A 20,724-nucleotide genomic window follows, 5' to 3' on the forward strand; every position below is an offset into this window, starting at 1 on the left:
GGCCGGACGCGAGAGCGCCCGCCCCTGCGCGCACCCCGAGATCGCCGGGGACGAGACGCCAGGAACTCGCCTCGGCGACCCCTCTAAGCCCGTGGCCGCCCGCGAAGCCGGCCCGGTGCGGGGACCCCGCACCGTCGACCACGTGCCGAGCACAGCGCCGCGTGGCGACCGGAGCGCCGCCAGCGGCACCACGTGTTGAAGAGCGCCGGCAACGACGAGGCTCCGCGCGCGCCGGGGCACCGCCGGCCGGAAGACACGGTCATCGTCGGCCAGCCCGGCGAACCCTGGCTGGGTCAGTGAGCCAGTGGGTCAGAATTCCTGCATGCCACCGGCGCGCGGGTCGCGCTCCGCGTGGTTGACGCCGTTCTGGCCGCCCATGGCGGGCGGGCCGGGCTGGTAGGCGGCTGCCGGCACCCCGACGCCCGCGGGCTGGGGCTGGCCGCCGCCCTGAGTGCCCGGGTTCAGGCCCGGACGGGCTGGGCCACCAGGGCCGACGGCCGGCTGGGTCGGCATGCCGTCGAGGTCACGCAGCTGCATCTCCAGGTAGGCCCGCAGCCGGGTGCGGTACTCACGCTCGAACGCGCGCAGCTGCTCGACCTGGCCCTCGAGGCGGCGCTTGTCCTCCTCGAGGCCGCCGAGCTGCTCGGCCACGTGCGCCCGCGCCTCCGCGAGGATGCGGTCGGCGTCCGAGCGTGCCTCGCGGCGGGCCCGTTCGGACTCGGTGCGCGCCTCGCGCAGCGCCTCGTCCGCGGTCCGCTGGGCGAGCACCAGGGTACGGGCAACCCGCTGCTCGATCTCGGCGTCGAGCTGGGAGCCGGCCGTGGCGGGCACGCCGCCGCCGCGCTGGCCGACGGCGGGCATGACCTGGGTGGCTCCGCCGGGGATCGGCACCGGCGAGGTGGACGGGCCTCGGGCGGCAGCCGCCTGCGCCTGTGCCTGCGCCTGCTGGGCGGCGGCCTGGGCCTGGGCCGCCGCCCTGCGGGCGTCATCGAGCTGCCGGCGCAGCTGCTGGTTCTCTTCCAGGATCTGGGGGGGCACACCGGGGCCGCCGCCACCGGTGCGGCGCGCCTCGTCGAGCTGGCGGCGCAGGTCGGAGTTCTCGTCCAGCATTCGCGTCAGCTCGGCCTCGACCTCGTCGAGGAAGGTGTCGACTTCGTCCTCGTTGTACCCGGTCCGGAACCTCGTCGGGCTGAAGACCTTGTTCTGCACATCCTGTGGTGTCAGCGCCACGTCGCCTCCTCTTGCGGCATCGCCGCTCCCCGAAGAGAGGGCGGTCTACGGGCAGTCTCCCGCGCTCGTGTCAGCGGCGTGCACACGACCCCGTCACAACCTCGTCGCATAGTTCTGCAACACCACGATCACGATGAACAACAGCAGGAAACCGAGGTCGAAGGCCACAGCCCCCACGCGCAGCGGCGGGATGAAGCGCCGCAGCAATCGTAGCGGCGGGTCCGTGGCCGTATACACGACCTCGCAGAGCACCACCCACGGGCCGGTGGGTCGGAAGGAGCGACTCAACGACTGCAGCAGGTCGATGACCATCCGCGCTATCAGGAGCAGGAGGTACGCGGTCAGCACCCAATAGATCACGGTGCCGAAGATGCTTATGGCTGCCTCTCCCTGCCTTGCGGACGCCGGCGGCCACGCACCGCGGCGTCAGGACTGGTTGTAGAAGCCACCTTCGGCGATACGAAGCTTGTCGCTCTCGGTGACCTCGACGTTCGAGGGGGTCAGGAGGAAGACCTTGTTAGTCACCCTCTCAAGCCTCCCGTGCAGGCCGAAGATCAGCCCAGCGGCGAAGTCGATCAGCCGCTTGGCCTCGACGTCGTCCATCTCGGTGAGGTTCATGATGACGGGCGTGCCGTCCCTGAACTCCTCACCGATCTGACGGGCGTCATTGTAGCTCCGCGGCTGGAGCGTTGTGATCCGGTAGGGGGATGCTTCCTCGACGGCCGCTACCCTCCGCATCGGAACGGGTCCGGAGGGGCGCAGCGGTTCGACGGAGGAGGAACGTCTGGCCATTGTCGGCGGCTCCTCGCGTGCGTCGATACGCCTCACCGTCCGGTCGAACGGAACGGGCTCGCGCACGTCCCGCCGGTCATCCTGGCGGTCGTCCTGACCGTCGTCATCGTCGTAGTCGTCGAGATATTCGTCGTCCTCCTCGGCCAGACCGAGGTAGACCATCGCCCTGCGCCCGAGCCCCATGGCGCGACTCTAAGGGACAGGGCGCCGCTCACCGAACAAAGCGGTGCCGATCCGTAGGTGTGTCGCGCCTTCGGCCACCGCGGCCTCAAGATCGCCCGACATTCCAGCGCTGACGACCCGCGCCTCGGGGTGGTTCCGCCGCACCTCTTCGGCGACTTCACGTAACCGGGCGAATGCCGGCCGTGGAGGTACCCCCCGAGGAGCCACCGCCATCACACCCGCGAGCCGCAGCCCCGCGGCCTCGGCGACGAGATCTGTCATCCGGGCGACATCGCCCGGCGCCGCGCCGCCCCGGCCGGTGGCGCCGGGTGTGTCCAGGCACACCTGGACGCAGACCGCGATCATACGGCCCTGGCTCGCCGCCGCTCTGGACAGGCTCGCGACCAGTTCCGGCCGGTCGACGGACTGTACCCAGTCGGCCCAGCGGGCGACCGCGTTCGCCTTGTTCCGCTGCAACTGACCGACGAAGTGCCACACCGGCGCGCCCACGGGCACCCGGGCCGCCGCCCCCGGACCGTCCGCGCCCCCGGCCGGTCCCAGTCTCCCAGGTACGCCCAGTCCCCCACCTGCGCCCGGAGCCCCGGCCGGCCTCGCGGCTTGCGAGGAGGCCGCCGTGCCCAGCCGGGACAGCACCTCGGCGACCTTGGGGGCCGCCTCCTGCTCGCGGTTCTCGGCGAAGTGGGTGACGCCCAGGGCGCGCAGCGCCAGCACATCGGCGGCGGGCCAGGTCTTGCTCACGGCGATGAGCGTGAGCTCGGCCGGCTCACGGCCGGCGGCGCGCGCCGCCACGGCGATCCGCTCCCGGACCTCGCCCAGGTTGGCCCGCAGCCGCGCCAGGTCAGCGCCCGACGTCACCGCCACACCCGCGGGTCCCTCCGCATTCGCTGTACGGGCCGGTCGAGACACCGCCGGCCCGGTCGGCGAACGGCGGAGGCTCGGTTACTTGAGGAAGTCGGGGACGTCCAGCTCGTCATCCTCGTCGGCGATCGGCCGGACCGGCCGCCGAGGCGGAGGATAGCTCGGCCGCGCTCCCGGGCGGACGCCCGCCGGGTCGGCCCCGTAGCCACCCCCTTGCCCCTGGCCTTCGCCGGGCGCGTGCTGGGCGGCATAGCGGGCCGGCGGCTCGTCCAGGTCCGGCTGTGGGTCCAGCGGCTCGGGGATGTACTGCGGCGGCGCGGGCTGCGGCGCGGCCGGCGGCGGGCCCATCGGTGGGGCGTAGCTCGGGGTCGGCCGCGGAGCGGGCGGCGGCGTCGGGGCCACCGCGGGGATCGCCGGCAGCGCGCCCACGGGAGCCGGGGCGGCGGCGACCGGCGGCGGCGTGGGGCGCGCGCGCTGCGGGGCGATGCCCTTCGCGCGGCGGTCGGGCACCGTGTCGAAACCGGCCGCGATGACAGTGACCCGCACCTCGTCGCCGAGCGCGTCGTCGATCACGGCACCGAAGATGATGTTCGCCTCGGGGTGGGCGGCGTCGGCGACCAGCTCGGCGGCGGCGTTGATCTCGAACAGGCCGAGGTCGGACCCCCCGGAGATGTTCAGCAGCACGCCCTGCGCGCCGTCCATGCTGGCCTCGAGCAGCGGCGAGGCGATCGCCTGCTCGGCGGCGACCGTGGCCCGGTCGTCACCACGGGCGCGGCCGATACCCATGAGCGCGCTGCCGGCATGCGACATGACCGTCTTGACGTCGGCGAAGTCGAGGTTGATCAGTCCAGGCGTGGTGATCAGGTCGGTGATGCCCTGGACACCGGAGAGCAGCACCTGGTCGGCGCTGCGGAACGCGTCGAGCACGCTGATGTCGCGGTCGGTCATCGCCAGCAGCCGGTCGTTCGGGATGACGATGAGGGTGTCGACCTCGTTGCGCAGCGTGTCGATGCCGGCATCGGCCTGGTTCGCCCGGCGGCGGCCCTCGAAGGTGAACGGTCGGGTGACCACGCCGATCGTGAGCGCGCCCAGCGAGCGCGCGACGTTCGCCACGACCGGAGCCCCGCCGGTGCCGGTCCCGCCGCCCTCACCCGCCGTGACGAAGACCATGTCGGCCCCCTTGAGGACCTCCTCGATCTCCTCGCGATGGTCCTCCGCCGCCTGCCGGCCGACCTCGGGGTCGGCGCCGGCGCCGAGGCCGCGGGTGAGCTCGCGGCCGACGTCCAGCTTCACGTCGGCGTCGCTCATCAGCAGCGCCTGCGCGTCGGTGTTGATGGCGATGAACTCGACGCCCTTGAGACCGACCTCGATCATGCGGTTCACGGCGTTGACGCCGCCACCACCAATGCCGACAACCTTGATGACCGCTAGGTAGTTCTGCGGGGCAGCCATTACGGGGTCGGTCCTCCAGCGGCGTCGGTGGGGCGGACATACGCCCGGCTCGCGCGGCAGGACCGTCGGGACGGCTCCACCGGGACGAGACGGGAGAAGTAGCCGCCTAGCTCCAACCTTCACCGTCCACTAGACGGTTAGAGTTATGTCAACTTGCGACTGTGGATGGACAGTAGGCATGGCGTCCGCATGGGTCAAGGAACCTCCCGGCGCGTCAACCGATGGAATTCGCCGTCCTGTTCGTCACAGCCTCCGCCCGCATAGCCCCCTCCCGACGGGCCTCCCCACCCGTCCCTTTCTTCCTCCCCCCGCCCCTGGTAGCGGACTCGGGCGAGATGTCCTCCCCAGCCCCGGGTGAGCGGCCGTCCGGACCAGTCGCGAGCCGAGCCTCTACCTGGCCAGCCGGTGGGAGAGGATGGTGTCCGTGAGCGCGCGCGTGCACTTCCTCGGCATCGGCGGCTCGGGCCTCGCCCCACTGGCCCGGATCGCGCTGGCCCGTGGCCACCTCGTCTCCGGCAGCGACCAGGAGCCCTCGGCGCGGGTCGAGGCGCTGCGGGCGCTGGGAGCCCGGGTGCGCACCGGTGCCGTGCCCGGCCCGGCGGAGCTGGCCGCCGAGCTCGCCGGCGTGGACGTCGTCGTGGCCTCCAGCGCCCTGGGCGACGACCATCCGGAGGTCGCGGCCGCGCGGGCCGCCGGCCTGCCGGTGCGCCGCCGCTCCGACTGGCTGCCCGAGCTGACCTCCGGCTACCAGCTCGTCGCCGTCGCCGGCTCGCACGGCAAGACGACGACCTCGGCGATGCTCACCCTCGCGCTGCGCGCCGCGGGCGCCGACCCCACGGCGGTGATCGGCGGCGAGGTGCCGCAGCTCGGCGGCGGGGCGCTGGTCGGCTCCGGCGAGCTGTTCGTGCTGGAGGCCGACGAGTACGGCGGCGCGTTCGACGCTCTGGACCCGGCGCTCGCCGTGGTCACGAACGTCGAGTGGGAGCACCCGGACCTCTTTCCCGACGAGGCGGCCGTGCGGGCGGCGTTCACCGCCTTCACCGCCCGGGTCCGCCCAGGCGGCGTCCTGGTGGCCTGTGGCGACGACCCCGGGGTGGCCTCCGTGCTCGGCGCCCTGGCCGAGCAGCCGGGCGGCGGCCCGCGGGTCGTGCGCTACGGCCTGGGCGACGGCCTCACCTGGCGCGCGACAAACATCACGGCCGTCGATGGCACCACCGGTGGGTCCGCGGGCAGCCAGGATGTGAGCGGGAACGCCGGGGACCCGCCGGCCGTCGTGACACGGGCCACCGTGCTGCGCGACGGGGAGCCGGTCGGCACGCTGCGCCTGGCGCTGCCGGGCCGGCACACGGTCCTCAACGCGCTCGCGGTGCTGGCCGCCACGGGCGAGCTCGGGGTGCCCGTCGAGGCGGCGCTCTCGGCGCTGGCCGGCTACACCGGCGCCGCCCGGCGCTTCCAGCACGTCGGCTCCGCCGACCTGGCAGGCACCAGGGGCGCGGCGGACCTGCCGGGCGACGGCGGCACGGTCGAGGTGATCGACGACTACGCCCACCATCCGACCGAGATCCGCGCCACGCTCGCCGCCGCCCGGCAGAAGGCCGCCGGCCGGGAGGTCTGGGCGGTCATCGAGCCGCACACCTACAGCCGGCTCGCGGCGCTGCTGGACGACTTCGCCGCCTCCTTCGGTGACGCCGACCGGCTCTACGTCACGGACATCTACGCCGCCAGGGAGCACGACGACCTCGGCCTGCACGCCGCGGACCTCGCCAAGCGGGTTCGCACCCCCGCCGACACGAGCTACGTCGGCTGGGCCGAGCTGCCCGGGCGTCTGGCCGCCGACCTGCCCGGCCACGACGTCCTGCTGCTGACGCTCGGCGCCGGCACGATCACCGAACTCGGCCCCCGCCTGCTCGCCGGGCTGGCCCCCGCCCGCTGACCCGCGCGGGCGACGTCCGGGCACCGCGGCCCGGGCGTCGACTCCCCGGTGGGCCAGTGGGCCGCGTGTTCCCCGCGCGTCAGTGGGCGGCGTGCCGGCCCCCGGCGCGGCGCCGGGACGCGGCGGCCTCGCGGATCATCGCGACGATCGTCTGGGCCGCCTGGGGGTGGCCCATGCCGGCGCAGGCGGCGCCCATCTTCGCCAGCCGCTCCGGCATAGTGAGCACCGGCAGCACCTCACGCGCGATCCAGTCGGCGGACAGCTCCGCGTCGTCGACGAGCAGCCCGCCGCCGGCCTCGACCGTCGGCAGCGCGTTGCGCCGCTGTTCCCCGTTGCCGTGCGGCAGCGGGACGTAGACGGCCGGCAGGCCCACGGCGGCGAGCTCGGCGCAGGTCATCGCCCCGGAGCGGCAGAGCACCAGATCCACGGCGGCATAGGCCGACGGGATGTGGTCGAGGTAGGGCACCAACACGTACGGCGCGGGCAGGCCGGACGGCAGCGCCGCCGCCACCTCGTCGAAGTTCTTCGGACCGGTGGCGTGCAGCACCTGCACCCCGGACTGGGTGAGCGCCCGGGCCGCCCCCGCCATCGCCTGGTTGAGCGAGCGAGCGCCCTGAGAGCCGCCGAACACGAGCAGCGTGGGGCGGTGCGGGTCGAGGCGGTAGCGGGCCCTGGCGGCGCGCATGGCGGCCGGCGACCGGTCGAGGGTGAGGATCTCCTCGCGCAGCGGGATGCCGGTGAGCCTCCCGTGGCGCAGCGGTGTCCCCGGATAGGAGACGGCGACGTGCGAGGTGAGCCGGGCGCCGAGCCGGTTGGCCACCCCGGGCAGCGGGTTGGCCTCGTGGACGACGATCGGCACCCCACGGCGGCGGGCGGCCAGATAGGCGGGCACGGAGACATAGCCTCCGAAACCGACGACGACGTCCGCGCGGGTCTCGGTGATCACCTCGCCGGCCCGGGAGATGGCGCCCGCGAGCCGGCCGGGGACGGTGAGCACCTGCCTGGATGGACGCCGGGGAAGCGGCACCTTCGGAACGGTCGCCAGCTCGTAGCCGCGCGCGGGCACGACGCGCGCCTCCATGCCCGTCTCGGTCCCGAGCAGGGTCAGCCGGATCCGCGGGTCAGCCGCGCGCAGCGCGTCCGCGACCGCGAGCGCGGGTTCGACATGGCCGGCCGTACCGCCGCCGGCGAGCAGCACACTCTTCAGCATCGGCTCTCACGATGGCACACCGACCGCGGCGGGCGCGGGCCGGCTCGCGGGCTCAGCCGGCGGCGGGTGGCCCGTTGGGATCCGGGCGCGGGGGGCGCTGGTAGGGCCCCGGCTCGGCGGGCGGCCGGGATGTGGGTTCCCCCGCGGAAGGGGCGCCGCCGGTGCTGTCCTCGCCCGACCGCACGCGCGGCGGGCGGCGCGCGGTGGGGCTGGCCGCGCGGGCGGGGCCGGATCCGGGGCGCGGGCGCCCCGGCACCCGGGCCGGGCGAGCCGGCCGGGCGTCTCTCACACCGTCGCCGCCGGCGTCGGCGCGAGCGCGAGCGGGCGCGGACGGGTCTCGTTCCCTGGCACGCCGGCCATCCTGGCCCGCGCCGCGCCCGCGGCTCTCGTCGCCGTCGCGGGCATTCCCGCCACGGCCGCCCGTGCTTCGGGCATCCGCACGGCGAACGTCTCCACGGCGGCCGCCCTTGCGGTCGGCGCCCCGGGTGGGAGTGTCCACCTGGCCGGCGCGGCCGGGACGACGGGCGACGCGCTTACCGCCGGGCGCCTCGCGGTCCCCGGGGCGCGGGCGGCCGGAGCCGCGGCGGCCCTGGCGGGCGCTGCGTGCCTCCCGGCGCTCGCGGGCGCGCTCGGCCAGCAGCCGGGCCGCCGCCGGCTCCGAGCGGGCGAACGCCAGCAGCATGCCGATCGAGAGCATGGTCGGCACGAGGGACGAGCCGCCGAACGACACCAGCGGCAGCGGGATGCCGGTGATCGGCAGCAGCCCGACGACCGCGCCCATGTTCACGACCGCCTGGGTGAGGATCCAACCCGTCGACCCGGCGGCGGCGAGGCGCACGAAGTGGTTGTCACTGCGGTGCGCCACCCGCAGCCCCGCGTAGCCAAAGACGCCGAACAGGAGCACCACGAGCAGGCAGCCGAGCAGGCCCAGCTCCTCGCCGATGATCGCGAGGATGAAGTCGGTGTACGAGGCGGGCAGCAGGTCAGGCCACTTCTCCCGGGACGCCCCCAGGCCCTCGCCCCACCAGCCGCCCGACGACAGGGCGTAGATCCCGTGGACGGCCTGCCAGCCGCTGTCCTGGGCCTTGTCGAACGGGTCTCGGTAGGACAGCAGCCGTTCCAGCCGGTACGGCTCGATCACGGCGAGGATGGTGCCGACGACCGCGATCACGCCGAGCAGGCCGCCGTAGACCCGGCCGGGCGTGCCTACCACCCACAGGACGACGAACAGCACCGAGAACACCACGATTGTCGTGCCCATGTCGGGCTGCAGCATGATCAGGCCGCCGACCAGCGCCGTCATCGGCACGATCGGGATGATCAGGTGCTTCCAGTCGCCGAGCAGCCGGCGCTTCCTGGTCAGCAGGTCGGCCGACCAGAGCACCAGCGCGAGCTTGGCCAGTTCGCTCGGCTGCAGGGTGAGCGAACCGACGCCGAGCCAGCGCTGGGCGCCGTTGGACGACACCCCCAGCGGCGAGAGCACCGCTAGGAGAAGCAGCAGGGTGAGTGCCATCAACGGGTAGGAGACCCGGCGGAAGACGCGCGCCGGCATGCGGCTCGCGGCGAGCAGCACCGGCAGGCCGATGCCCATCCAGGTGGCCTGCCGGACGAAGATCGTATAGGACGAGCCGAAGGCCTCGTACGAGCGCACGTTCGACGCCGAGAGCACCATGACCAGGCCGAGCAGCAGCAACAGCCCGGCCGACGAGCCGAGCAGGTAGTAGGAGGCCAACGGCCGCTCCAGCAGCGGCAGCTTCGCCAGCGCCGAGCTCTGGGCGTCGAGGTCCGGCACCGGGCGCAGCAGGGCCCGCCGTTGTCCGGGCCGGAGCGTGCCGGCCCTGGCCGCGCCGCTCCTGGCCGCTCCGGCCCGGCCGGCCGGGTTGCCGGCCGGTGGGCGCCGCCGCGGCACCCGACCGGTCTCCTCGCCGGCCGGGCGCGGCGGGGCTGGTGTCTCACGGACCCGGGGACCCGATCCGGATGGAGCCCCGGGACGGCGCACGGCCGGCGCCATCGCGTCGCGCAGGTTGGTCGCCCGCCCCCCCGACGCGGCCGGCGGGCCGGCCGCCCCGGGCGGCTTGTCCCGCGTACCGGCGCGCACGTCCCGGGACTGCCCCTGCCCGTCACGCCGCGCCGGGCGCGCCTGGCCGCCGGCGGGGCCCTCGTCGCCGGCGGAGGCGCGGGGACGCGTGGACGACCCGGCCCGCGGCCCGGCGGCGCGGGTGGCCGCGGTGAGTCTGGCACGGGCGCGCTGGCCGGACGCCGAACCGGTGCCGGAGCCGGCACCGCCGGACCCGGCACCCGACCTGGAGCTCGGCGCCTCGCGCACGCTGCCGCCAGCCTCCTCGACTCCGTCGCTCCGGGGGTCGGCCCCGCGGCCCCCGGCCCTATCTGTCCGGGGTAACGGTCCCCCGGGTCCTCCGGCGACTGTCCGCCGCGGCGGACAGGTCGCCACGTTCGGCGCAGTCACGGAACATGTCCATCGAGGCGGCGGCGGGCGCGAGCAGGACCGTGTCGCCCGTCCCCGCCAGACGCGCCGCGGCCTCCACCGCATCGTCCATGCCCGTGGCCCTTTCCACGGGGACATCGGGGGCGTGTCGGGCGAGAGCCGTCACGATCTCGGCCGCACAGCGCCCGATCAGGACCACGGCGCGCGGCCGGTCCCGGCCCGGCGGCTGCTCACCGGGCTCGGGGCCCCCGTGCTCACAGGCTGCCGCCGTGGGAGAGGAACTCGGCGTAGAACAGGCCCAGCCCGAACGCGACCGCGAGCCCGGAGACGATCCAGAACCGGATGATCACGGTCGTCTCCGGCCAGTCGGCGAGCTCGAAGTGGTGATGAATCGGCGCCATGTTGAACACGCGTTTCCTGGTCAGCTTGAAGCCCGCGACCTGGACGATGACCGACACCGTCTCGATGACGAAGAGCCCGCCGAGGACGAACAGCAGCAGCTCGGTGCGGCTGACGATCGCGATGCTGGCGAACGCACCGCCGAGCGCGAGCGAGCCGGTGTCCCCCATGAAGATCTTCGCCGGGCTGGCGTTCCACCACAGGAAGCCGAAGCAGGCGCCCATCGCCGACGCCGCGACCAGTGCCACGTCGAGCGGGTCCCGCACGAGATAGCAGCCGGCCTCCAGGTGGCCCGGCTCACACAGGTTGCCGAACTGCCAGAACGAGATCACCACATAGGCGCCGAAGACCATCGCCGACGTGCCCGCGGCGAGCCCGTCGAGGCCGTCGGTCAGGTTCACCGCGTTCGACGTCGCGGCGATGATCATCCAGGCGAGCAGCGGGAAGCCGATGATGCCGATGGAGATGTCGGTGTCCCGGATGACGGAGATGAACGTGGAGCCGGGCAGCAGCCCGTTCGCGTTCTTGAACCGCACGGCCAGCAGGCCGAACGCGAGCGCGACGGCCGCCTGGCCGGCGAACTTCGTCCGCGCGGTCAGGCCAAGGCTGCGCTGCTTGCGGATCTTGATGTAGTCGTCGAGGAAGCCAACCCCGCCGAGACCCGTCATCACCATCAGCACCAGCAGGCCGGACGCGGTGAACCCGGCGCCGGTGACCAGGTGCGTGACGAAATAGCCGATCAGCGTAGCGGTGACGATGACGGTGCCGCCCATGGTCGGCGTCCCGCGCTTCTTCAGGTGGGTCGACGGCCCGTCCTCGCGGATCTCCTGGCCGTAGCCCTGGCGGCGGAAGAACCGGATCACCCACGGCGTGCCGAGCAGCGACACCACCAACGCGACCGAGGCCGCGACAAGAACACCCCTCACCCGTGGCCGCCCCGGTCGGCGGCCCTCGGGGCTGCCGGCGCGTCCTGTGGCCCGCGGGCCCTGCTAAACACCCTTTCCCACGTCCCCTCGATCACGGCGTCTCTTCCGCCGTCTGTGCCTTCCTGTCGCCCCCGTGGGCCCGGCCGGATCGCCGACCTCCCAGACCGCCGCCCTCCCAGACCGCTAACCTCCCAGTCCGGCTCCCAGACCTCCCCGATCGCCGACCTCACAGCAGATCTCTCAGATCGCTGACCTCCCAGATCGCTGACCTCCCAGATCGGCTTCGCCGATCCGGCAGGAACCCTGTCGCCGATCCGGCAGGAACCCCGGGCTCCACCGACCCGGCAGGGACCCTGTCGCCAATCGGCAGGGACCCCGGATCCGGCAGGGATCCTGTCGCCGATCCGGCAGGAACCCCGGGCTTCGCCGGAACCCTGTCGCCGATCTGGCAGGAGCCCTGTCTCCCCTCCGACCGGTCCGCGGCGCCGGTTCACCGGCCGTCGTCCCGGTCGTCCCGGTCGCCGCGAGGCTCGGCGAGCGCCCGCGCGAGACGCTCCAGGCCGTATGACCGGCTGGCCTTGACCAGCACGACGTCACCGGCACGCAGGCCGGCGGCGGCGAGCTGCTCAGCCGCCTCGTCGATGCCGCTGACCCAGGTGGCCCGCGCGCCGGCCGCCGCGGCGGCCTCGGCGAGCGGGCGGGCCGCCTCGTCGACGGCCAGCACCCGGTCGATCCCGAGCTCGGCGGCGAACCGGCCGAGCTCGGCGTGCGCGCCGTCCGCCGCGGCGCCGAGCTCCCCCATGGGGCCGAGCACGGCCCACGTCCAACGGCGCCGGGCTTCGCCGGGCGCGGCGTCCGGGTCCGCGGCCGGGTCGGCCTGGTCTGGCGAGACGCGGCCGAGGTCGACGAGTGCACGCAGGGCGGCACGCATCGACTCCGGGTTGGCGTTGTAGGCGTCGTTGACGATGACCAGCCCCGACGAGGTGGTGGTCACCTCCATGCGCCAGCGGCTGCGCGGCCGGGCGGCGGCGAGCGCCTCGGCCGCGGCGGCGGGCGTCATCCCGACGGCGCCCGCGGCGGCGGCGGCGGCCAGCGCGTTGCTCACCTGGTGGGCGCCGACCAGCGCGAGCGCCACCCGATGGCGCTCGCCGCCGGCAAGCAGGTCGAACGACGCCCGGCCGGCGCGATCGATCTCGACCCGCTCGGCGCGCACGTCGGCGTCCGGCGCGAGGCCGAACGTCACCACCCGGCCGGTCGCCCGAGGCCGCATGGCGGCGACCAGCGGGTCGTCGGCGTTGAGCACGACCGTGTCGGTCGCGGCCTCGGCGAGTTCGCCCTTGGCCTGGGCGATGCCGGCGCGCCCGTCGGCGTACTCGCCGACATGCGCCGAGCCGACGTTCAGCACCAGGCCGACGTGCGGCCGGGCGATCGCGCACAGCGCCGCGATGTGGCCGATCCCGCGGGCGCCCATCTCCAGGGCGGCGTACTCGGTGCTCTCCTCGAGGCGCAGCAGCGTCAGCGGCAGCCCGATCTCGTTGTTGAACGAGCCTGGCGGGGCGATCGTCGGGCCGAGCGCGCCGAGCAGGTCGGCGAGCAGGTCCTTGGTGGTCGTCTTGCCGGACGAGCCGGTGACCGCCAGCACCGCGGCCTTCGTGAGGTCCCGGACATGTCCGGCGAGCGCCGCCAGCCCGGCCGCCGGGTCGGCCACCAGCACCGCCGGGACACCCACCGGGCGAGCCGCGAGCACCGCCACCGCCCCGGCGGTCACCGCGGTCGCGGCGAAATCGTGCCCGTCTGCCCTCTCGCCCGGCAGCGCGACGAACAGCGCTCCCGGTTGCGCCAGCCGCGAGTCGACGACCACCGAGGTGACGAGCGCGGACGGGTCGGCGCCACCGTCGAGGCGGCCGCTGACGGCCGCCGCCACCTCGGCGAGCGTCACCGGGATCACCGGCGCACCCCCGGTGATCCCATGCCCGCGGCGCCCGCGGTCCCGCCAGCGCCGGCCGGGCCGCCGAGCGCCGCGGCGAGCGCGGCGGCAAGCGACTCGCGGTCGTCGAACGGGGTCACCACACCGTCCTGTTCCTGCCCGCGTTCGTGGCCCTTGCCGGCGACGACGACCGCGTCGCCGGGGCCGGCCTCGGCGACGGCGGCGGCGATCGCCTCGGCCCGGTCGGGGATGACGGTGACCTTCGACGCCGCCGTGCCGGCCTGGGAGGCGCCCGCGCTCATCTGGACGAGGATCTCCGCCGGGTCCTCGGAGCGCGGGTTGTCGTTGGTGAAGAACGCGAGGTCGGCCAGCCGCGCGGCCGCGGCGCCCATCAGCGGGCGTTTGGCCCGGTCCCGGTCACCGCCGCAGCCGAGGACGACGATCAACCGGCCGGCGACCAGGCCGCGCACCGACCTGAGCACGGTCTCCACCGCGTCCGGGGTGTGCGCGTAGTCGACCAGCGCGAGGTAGGGCTGCCCGGCCTCCACCCGTTCCATCCGGCCGGGGACGCCGGGGAGCTCGCCGATCCCGGCGGCGGCGGCCTCGGCCGGCACCCCGGCGGCCACCAGCAGCGCGAGCGCGCCGAGGGCGTTGGCGACGTTGAACCGCCCGGGCAGCCGGACCTGGACCGGAACCGCAAGCCCTCCGGGGCCCCGGGCGGTGAACGTGCTGCCCCGCTCGCCGATGGCCAGATCGTCCGGCCACCAGTCGGCGGGCGGCTCGGGCGCGAAGGTGACGGCCCCGGGAATCCGGGCAGCGAGCTCGGCCCCCCAGGAGCCGGCCGCCACGTCGGTGCCGATGACGGAGACGGCGGACCGCTCCGGCTCGAACAGCTTCGCCTTCGCCTCGAAGTAGTCCCGCATCGTCGGGTGGTAGTCGAGGTGGTCCTGGCTGAGGTTGGTGAACAGCGCGCCCGCGAAGCGCAGCCCGTCGACGCGGTGCTGGGCCAGCGCGTGGCTGGAGACCTCCATCGTCGCCGCCGTGACCCGCCGCTCGACCATCACCGCGAACAGCGCCTGCAGGTCGGCGGACTCCGGGGTGGTGCGCACCGAGTCGAGCCGCTCGTCGCCGACGCGGGTCTCGACGGTGCCGAGCAGCCCGGTGCGGTGGCCGGCGGCCCGAAGGCCCGCGTCGACGAGGAACGCCGACGTGGTCTTGCCGTTGGTCCCGGTGACGCCGAGCAGGGTGAGCTGGCGCGACGGCTGGCCGTAGAGCCAGTCGGCGACCTGGGCGAGGTCGCGGCGCGGGCTCGCGGTCACGACCACCGGCACGGCGGTGGCGCCGCCGAGCATCGCCTCGCCCGCCGGGTCGGTGAGGACCGCGGCGGCGCCCGCGGCGACGGCCGCCGCGGCGAACGCGGCCCCGTGCGCGTGGGCGCCGGGCAGCGCGGCGTACAGGTCGCCGCGGCGCACGGCGCGGGAGTCGTGGGTGACACCGCGCAGCATGACGTCGCCGGTGGCGGGGTCCGTGGCACCGGGCGCGCTGGCGGACGCGAGACTGCCGAGGCCGGCGAGCAGGCCGTGCAGCTCGGTGAGCGTCCGCGCCGACGGGTGGGCCGGGCGCAGGGCCGGAGGGGTCACGCTGTCGACCTTAGTAGGGCACCTGGCGAGGCCTCACGCCTGCCGTGGGTGTCACCGCGTGGCCGTGTCGGTAGCCCTGAGAAGGCGGACCGCCGGGCACGCGAAGGAAGAGCATTTTCGCGCACCCTTTGGCCCTCCAGCGTCGGCTCATCGCCTCGGCCGCCCGCTCATCCGGATGGCGGTGAGCCGCCCGCCGCCGGGCTCGTCCCCTGGCCGGCGGCATCCGTCGGGGACCCGCCCGGTGGGGACGCCGCGTCGCCGCCGGCCCCGCCGGCGGTTGTCTGGCCGGTGGCCTCCGCGTCGTCGGCGGCGCCGGGCTGGGTGAGCGGCAGGTGGGGCGCCGCGGAGCCGGCCGGCGGCACGCCCAGCGTCGCGAGGGTGAAGGTCATCACCTTCTGGAACGCCGGCGCCGCGGCGAGACCGCCGTAGTGCTCCCCCTTCGGGTTGTCCAGGACGACCGCGATCACGGCCCGTGGGTTGTCGGCCGGGGCGTATCCGAAGAACGAGGAGACGTAGCTAAACCCGTCCTTGCCGTAGTAGCAGCCGCAGGACGGGACGATCTGGTAGGCGGTGCCGGTCTTGCCTGCGACCCGGTAGCCGGGCACGGCGGCGGCGGGCGCGGTGCCGTTCGTCGTGATGACCTGCTCGAGCATGTCGGACAGCGTGCGCGCGGTCTGCTCGCTCACCACACGCACGCCCGGCGCCCGCGGCATCGGGACCATCGCGCCGCCGCTCGGACCGATCGCGTCGACCAGCCGCGGCGTCATCCGCACCCCGCCGTTGGCGATCGTCGCGTAGACCGTCGCCATCTGCAGGGCGGTCACGCTCATCCCCTGGCCGTAGGCGATGGTGGCCGCCTGGGATGTCGACCACTTCGTCGACGGGGCCAGCTGGCCGCCGCTCTCGCCGGGGAAGCCGAGCCCGGTGGGCTGGCCGAGGCCGAAGTCGCGCATTGTCGCCTCCAGTCCCGCAGCGCCGACCTTCTCCGAGATCAGCACGGTGCCGATGTTGCTGGAGTGGGCGAGGACCCCGGCGGCGGTGAGTTGCAGCGTCCCGTGCGTCTCCGAGTCGCCGATCGGCGAGCCGCCGCGGCGGATGCTCGGAGGGACCGTGACCGGGGTCGTCGCGGTGATCAGGCCGCGGTCGAGCGCGGCGGCCATCGGGATGACCTTTTCCACGCTGCCGGGCTCGAACGCGAACGCGGTGATTCGGTTGCCGAGCGCGGCGGTATTGGCCGCACCGACGTTGTTCGGGTCGAAGCCCGGGGAGTCCGCCATCGCCAGGATGTCCCCGGTGCGCGGGTTCATGATCACGATTGTGCCGGCAGAGGCCTGGTTCTCGCGCACCGCGTCGGCGATCGCGGTCTGCGCCTCCCACTGGATGTCGGTGTCCAGGGTGAGCCGTAGGTTGGAGCCCTCGACGGGGGCCTTCTCGCTGTTGTGCGCCGACGGGATCTCCCGGCCGGCCGGGTCGGTCTCCAGCCGGCTGATGCCGTCCTTGCCGCGCAGCACGCCGTCATAGGCGAGCTCGATCCCGCCGTTGCCCACCAGCAGGTCGTTGTCGCCGAAGCGGGTGTAGCCGATGACGCCCGCCCCCACCGTGTCGTTCGGATAAACCCGGCGGCGCTCGTCGAGCACACCGACGCCCTTGAGCTCGAGCTTCTTGACCTTCGCCCCGACGGCAGGGTCCAGGCCTCTGGCGATGTAGACGAACAACAGCTTGGGGTCGCGGGTGATGCGCTTCTCGATCGTGTCCTTCGGCTGCCCGACCAGGGGGGAGAGCTTCTCGGCCACGGCGGCGGGGTCGCCGATGAGGCTGGGGTTGGCGTAGATGGAGCGGGCATCGACGTCCTGGGCGAGCGTCGCCCCGTGCCGGTCGGTGATCTCACCGCGGACCGCCGGCAGCGTGACCTCCTGCATTCGCTGGTTCTCCGCCTGGCGGGCGTAGGTGGCGGCGTTGAAGCCCTGCAGCTGGGTCAGCCGGCCGGCGAGCACCAGCAGCAGCAGCGCCATCACGAGGACACCCATGCGCAGCCTGCGCCGCGAGCTGGCCAGCGCGCGGCGGCGCGGCCCGCGGGGCGGCCGGCGCCGCGGCCGCTGGCTACCGGGGACCCGGCGCCCGGTGGCTGCCCGCGCCGCCGCCGCTCGGGCCGCGGCCGAGCGCGCGTGGTCGCTCCTGGTCGGCCGGCCGGCCCGCGCGGAGCCGGTCCGCGTCCCCTCCGTCACCAGCCGCAGGCGCGTGCGGCCCCCGGGCGGGAGGAGCGTGGAGCTCACCGCCCGGAGGTCCCCGCGTCGGTGGGCTGTCCGGCCGCCCCGTCGGCGGCCGGCTGGCCCTGTCCCTGGCTGGCCGGGGTGGCGTCCGCGGCCGGCTGGCCGGGCGCCGGGACGACATAGAGGATGACGCCGCCGTTCGCGTCCCCGCCGCCGGCGACCACGCGGGCGCCGGGCGGCAGCGGGGCGCCCGCCGGCAGGTACTCGGGCAGGTCGCCGGGTGCCATCCCGAGGGCCTGCGCCCGCGCGGCGAGCGCGCCCGGCGCGGACAGCCGGTCGGACTGGACCGCGAGTGCCTCCTCCTCGTCGGCGAGCGCGGAGGAGGTGGTCTGCAGCGAGTGTTCCTGGAACGCGTTCTCGCTGAGCGAGGTGTTCAGCAGCAGCAGGCAGACGAGCCCGCTGCCCATGAGCACGAGCAGCAGGATCACGAACGGGGCCCGCGGCGCCCGCTGCGACCGGGCGGCCTTGGCTCTGGCCCGCGCCAGCGCCGTCGGCCCCGACACCGGGGTGGCCCGCGGCCCGGGCCTGGCGGCTGGCCGCGCCGCCGGCCTGGTGGGGACGGGTGCGGCCGACCGCGCGGTCGCCGGCCGAGCCGCCCGCCGGGTGGGGGCGGACCGCTCGGCCGGCTGGGCGGAGGCGGGCGACTGGCCCGCGCGGCGGGGCCGCGGCTGGCGGGCCGGTGGCTGACGTGCCGGGCGCGGCGCCGGAGCCGGGGCAGGAGCCTGCTGCGGTGCCAGCGCGGTCGCGCCGTCCGACATCGGCAGGTGCTCGTCGCTCGGCTCGGCGGTCATGATTTTCCTCCCCTGGGTTCTTCTGGGGACGGGGGCCGCCGGAGGCGCGAAGGAGGAGCATTGTCGCGCCTCCTTTGGCCCTCTGGGCTTCCCGTCCTGTTGGTGGCGGCGGGCGGGCGGACCCGCTCGGCGGCGCGCAGCCGGGCGGACGCGGCCCGCGGGTTCGCCGTCACCTCCGCCTCCGACGCGGCCTGCGACCCACGGGTGAGCAGCCGGAAGGTCGGCTCGGCGCCGACGGGCACCACGGGCAGGTCCGGTGGCACCTGAGTGGTGGTCACCTCGACCAGCGCCCGCTTGACCATCCGGTCCTCCAGTGAGTGGTAGGCGAGCACGGCGATCCGGCCACCTACCGCGAGCCGGCCAAGCGAGGCGGGCAGGGCCCGGTCCAGCACCTCCAGCTCGCCGTTGACCTCGATGCGCAGCGCCTGGAACGTGCGCTTGGCCGGGTTCCCGCCGGTGCGCCGCGCCGCCGCCGGTATCGCCGCGCGGACCAGCTCGACGAGCCGGGCCGAGGTGGTGAACGGCTGCCTGGCCCGCTCGGCCGCCACCGCGGCGGCGATCCGCCGGGCGAACGGCTCCTCGCCGTAGCGGCGCAGCACCCGGGAGAGCGACGCCTCGTCGTAGGTGTTGAGGATGTCGGCGGCCGTGCGCGGGCTCGTCGGGTCCATCCGCATGTCCAGCGGCGCGTCCCGCGAGTAGGCGAAGCCGCGGTCGTCGGTGTCCAGCTGCAGTGAGGAGACGCCGAGGTCGAACAGCACCGCCTGCACGGCCCGGATGCCCAGGCCGTCCAGCACGCCCGGCAGCTCGTCGTAGACGGCGTGCGCGAACTGGACCCGCCCGGCGGCGAAGTCGAGCCGGTCGCGACTGGCGGCCAGCGCCTGCGGGTCACGGTCCAGGCCCACCAGCCGCAGCTCGGGCAGCTCGCGCAGCAACGCCTCGGCGTGCCCGCCGAGGCCGAGTGTGGCGTCGACGGCGACGGCGCCCGGCTGGCGTAACGCCGGGGTGAGCAGCGCGCGGACCCGGTCCAGCAGGACCGGGATGTGGCTGGCCTGCACCGCTCGCCGCCCTTCTCGACTGGGCCCTTCCTGACCGGTCCCTCTCGGCCGAAGCGCCCAGCGGACGGGTACGTACGCACGCGTCTGCCCGCGCCGACGCCCATCCGGTGGGAAGCCGAGGGCCGCTGGGCACGTACCGAAGGCGGCGCGCCCGCGGGAGGAACGAGCGGGCTCGGCGTGCGCCCAGGTCCCGCCCCGCCTGGCCGCCGGGCGCCGGGGAAGTGGCGCCCGGAGGCAGGCGGGGGAGAACCCGACACGCGATGTCCGTCTGTTCCACTTGCTGAGGGTCCGCTGGCTGAGGGCCACCGGGGGCGAGGTAACCCGTCGGGTCACCTGGTCGCGTCCTCGTCGGCCAGCCAGGCCCGCCGCGGGTCGGGGCCGCGGGCCGCGGAGAGCGCCCAGAGGGTACGGGTGCTCCTGGAGCTTGGTTGGAAGCTTGGTGTTGCGGGCGTCCCCGGGCATCGCGCGCCCTGGAGCGCTAGATGACGCCGGGCAGCACCTCCTCGGACAGCTCCGCGAAGCTCTCCTCCTGCTCGGTCAGGTAGGCCGTCCACCGCTGCGCGTCCCAGATCTCGACCCGGGTGTTCGCGCCGTTGACGACGCAGTCGCGGGTCAGCCCGGCGTACTCGCGCAACGCCTGCGGGATGTTGATCCGCCCCTGCTTGTCGGGGACGTCGTCGCTGGCCGAGGAGAAGAAGACCCGGCTGTAGTCGCGCAACGACTTCGTCGTAACCGGCGCAGTACGCAGCGACTCGCTGATTCTGGAGAACTCGGCCAGGGGGAACACATAAAGACAGCGTTCCTGCCCTTTAGTAATCACGAGCCCTCCTTCCAGCTCCTCACGGAACTTCGCGGGCAGCGTGAGCCGGCCCTTGTCGTCCAGGCGCGGGGAGTGGCTACCGAGAAACACCGGCGCCCCTCCTCGCTCACCAGCGCGGGGTCATGCGCCGCGGCCGACGGTCTCCCCACAGATCCCGCTCATCGGTCCGCAAACAGGCCATCAGTCCGTCGTCGTTCCCCCACTGCGCGCCACTGTACCCCACTATCCCCCACCCAGCACCCCCGCGACACCCCGAAGAGGTGGCTTCCCCCACCGCCCCGCGGGGCTGGCACGACGTCGTTCCGTACGCCCGCCGGTTCGCCGGGCGAGCGGAGCCCACACAGCGAACGCACAGCGAAGAAGTGCACCAATTCGGTAGGCGTAAAGGCGGCACAATCCGGTCACGGGCCATCACCGCCGTTGATGGGCCGCACAGGTGGCGCACAGGTTGCGTGATGGGAGTCCACTTCCGGGTTGGGCGGGAAGGTTGTTGATGGTTCGCTCCGTCCGGGCGGCGCACTCCGGCCCCTTCCCTTGCTTCGCGGCGGGAAGGGACCTCCGCGCGCCGTCCTCCTGCGCTCACGGGCGCTCCGGCGACCTCGCTGCGGCCCGCCTACTTCGCTTCGCTCGTAGGCAGGCCTCCGCGAGGCGCGCCTCCGCGCCCAGCACGGTCACCCGCCGCTGGACCGCGCAGCACCCGGGCCAGGCTCGTGTTGTGGTCTAGCTCCGGGTCAGGGCCGGCCTTGGATTGGTGACGTTGCAGCGGGACGCCACCGGGCTGGCGCGGAGGCG

15 protein-coding genes and 1 pseudogene are annotated in these 20,724 nt (G+C 74.6%); 1 reads left to right on the top strand and 15 read right to left on the bottom strand.

Features of this window, described 5'->3' with window-relative positions; genetic code table 11:
• Positions 1–309 precede the first annotated feature (309 nt).
• The 5 genes from QOZ89_RS15945 to ftsZ all read right to left on the bottom strand — a co-directional run bounded on the left by QOZ89_RS15945 (position 310) and on the right by ftsZ (position 4,515).
• Complete coding sequence (locus tag QOZ89_RS15945) at positions 310–1,230, bottom strand: DivIVA domain-containing protein (RefSeq protein ID WP_071054925.1); 921 nt, start codon at positions 1,228–1,230, stop codon at positions 310–312.
• Positions 1,231–1,323: 93 nt separating this feature from the next.
• Positions 1,324–1,602: a YggT family protein gene (locus QOZ89_RS15950; RefSeq protein WP_491677211.1), complete on the bottom strand. Its 279-nt coding sequence runs from the start codon at positions 1,600–1,602 to the stop codon at positions 1,324–1,326.
• A 54-nt stretch (positions 1,603–1,656) separates the two neighbouring features.
• Positions 1,657–2,205 (bottom strand): cell division protein SepF, encoded by a 549-nt coding sequence (locus QOZ89_RS15955; protein WP_071054927.1) that lies wholly within the window; start codon positions 2,203–2,205, stop codon positions 1,657–1,659.
• Between the two features lie 9 nt (positions 2,206–2,214).
• Positions 2,215–3,066, bottom strand: a complete 852-nt coding sequence (locus tag QOZ89_RS15960) for a YggS family pyridoxal phosphate enzyme (protein WP_071054929.1) — start codon at positions 3,064–3,066, stop codon at positions 2,215–2,217.
• A gap of 78 nt (positions 3,067–3,144) precedes the next feature.
• A complete protein-coding gene (ftsZ, locus tag QOZ89_RS15965; protein ID WP_071054931.1) occupies positions 3,145–4,515 on the bottom strand; it encodes a cell division protein FtsZ in 1,371 nt (456 codons plus the stop codon).
• A gap of 424 nt (positions 4,516–4,939) precedes the next feature.
• On the opposite strand from ftsZ, the gene murC reads away from it, so the two are divergent.
• On the top strand, positions 4,940–6,448 hold the full coding sequence (gene murC / locus QOZ89_RS15970; RefSeq protein ID WP_397428780.1) for a UDP-N-acetylmuramate--L-alanine ligase: 1,509 nt from the start codon (positions 4,940–4,942) through the stop codon (positions 6,446–6,448).
• Positions 6,449–6,527: 79 nt separating this feature from the next.
• Here murC and murG read toward each other — a convergent pair whose 3' ends face one another.
• The 10 genes and pseudogenes from murG to mraZ form a co-directional block, all read right to left on the bottom strand.
• Entirely contained in the window at positions 6,528–7,658 is a 1,131-nt protein-coding gene (gene murG, locus QOZ89_RS15975; protein ID WP_312624129.1) for an undecaprenyldiphospho-muramoylpentapeptide beta-N-acetylglucosaminyltransferase, read from the bottom strand.
• A gap of 52 nt (positions 7,659–7,710) precedes the next feature.
• Positions 7,711–9,984, bottom strand: a complete 2,274-nt coding sequence (ftsW, locus tag QOZ89_RS15980) for a putative lipid II flippase FtsW (protein ID WP_312624130.1) — start codon at positions 9,982–9,984, stop codon at positions 7,711–7,713.
• A 58-nt stretch (positions 9,985–10,042) separates the two neighbouring features.
• Positions 10,043–10,309: pseudogene (locus tag QOZ89_RS15985) on the bottom strand (UDP-N-acetylmuramoyl-L-alanine--D-glutamate ligase); the annotation flags it as partial.
• A 49-nt stretch (positions 10,310–10,358) separates the two neighbouring features.
• Positions 10,359–11,429 (bottom strand): phospho-N-acetylmuramoyl-pentapeptide-transferase, encoded by a 1,071-nt coding sequence (gene mraY, locus QOZ89_RS15990; protein WP_071048328.1) that lies wholly within the window; start codon positions 11,427–11,429, stop codon positions 10,359–10,361.
• 490 nt (positions 11,430–11,919) lie between these two features.
• Positions 11,920–13,377 (bottom strand): UDP-N-acetylmuramoyl-tripeptide--D-alanyl-D-alanine ligase, encoded by a 1,458-nt coding sequence (locus tag QOZ89_RS15995; RefSeq protein WP_071048327.1) that lies wholly within the window; start codon positions 13,375–13,377, stop codon positions 11,920–11,922.
• A complete protein-coding gene (locus QOZ89_RS16000) occupies positions 13,374–14,996 on the bottom strand; it encodes a UDP-N-acetylmuramoyl-L-alanyl-D-glutamate--2,6-diaminopimelate ligase (protein ID WP_071048326.1) in 1,623 nt (540 codons plus the stop codon). Before QOZ89_RS16000 ends, QOZ89_RS15995 begins: the two co-directional genes overlap by 4 nt.
• Before the next feature lie 167 nt (positions 14,997–15,163).
• Entirely contained in the window at positions 15,164–17,269 is a 2,106-nt protein-coding gene (locus QOZ89_RS16005; RefSeq protein ID WP_312624131.1) for a peptidoglycan D,D-transpeptidase FtsI family protein, read from the bottom strand.
• Positions 17,266–18,057: a cell division protein FtsL gene (gene ftsL / locus QOZ89_RS16010; RefSeq protein WP_312624132.1), complete on the bottom strand. Its 792-nt coding sequence runs from the start codon at positions 18,055–18,057 to the stop codon at positions 17,266–17,268. The genes QOZ89_RS16005 and ftsL overlap by 4 nt, the downstream gene beginning before the upstream one ends.
• The gene (rsmH, locus tag QOZ89_RS16015; RefSeq protein WP_083418481.1) at positions 18,054–19,112 is read right to left on the bottom strand and encodes a 16S rRNA (cytosine(1402)-N(4))-methyltransferase RsmH; all 1,059 of its coding nucleotides are present in this window, start codon (positions 19,110–19,112) and stop codon (positions 18,054–18,056) included. The genes ftsL and rsmH overlap by 4 nt, the downstream gene beginning before the upstream one ends.
• 478 nt (positions 19,113–19,590) lie before the next feature.
• Positions 19,591–20,022 (bottom strand): division/cell wall cluster transcriptional repressor MraZ, encoded by a 432-nt coding sequence (mraZ, locus tag QOZ89_RS16020; RefSeq protein ID WP_071048324.1) that lies wholly within the window; start codon positions 20,020–20,022, stop codon positions 19,591–19,593.
• Between the last annotated feature and the right edge of the window lie 702 nt (positions 20,023–20,724).

The sequence above is a fragment of the Pseudofrankia coriaricola genome, from assembly GCF_032027725.1.
GTDB lineage: Bacteria > Actinomycetota > Actinomycetes > Frankiales > Frankiaceae > Pseudofrankia.

Coding starts and splice junctions, on each gene's coding strand:
- QOZ89_RS15955 (WP_071054927.1), bottom strand. CDS start 2,205: ATGGGGCTCGGGCGCAGGGCGATGGTCTACCTCGGTCTGGCCGAGGAG.
- ftsZ (WP_071054931.1), bottom strand. CDS start 4,515: ATGGCTGCCCCGCAGAACTACCTAGCGGTCATCAAGGTTGTCGGCATT.
- murG (WP_312624129.1), bottom strand. CDS start 7,658: ATGCTGAAGAGTGTGCTGCTCGCCGGCGGCGGTACGGCCGGCCATGTC.
- ftsL (WP_312624132.1), bottom strand. CDS start 18,057: ATGACCGCCGAGCCGAGCGACGAGCACCTGCCGATGTCGGACGGCGCG.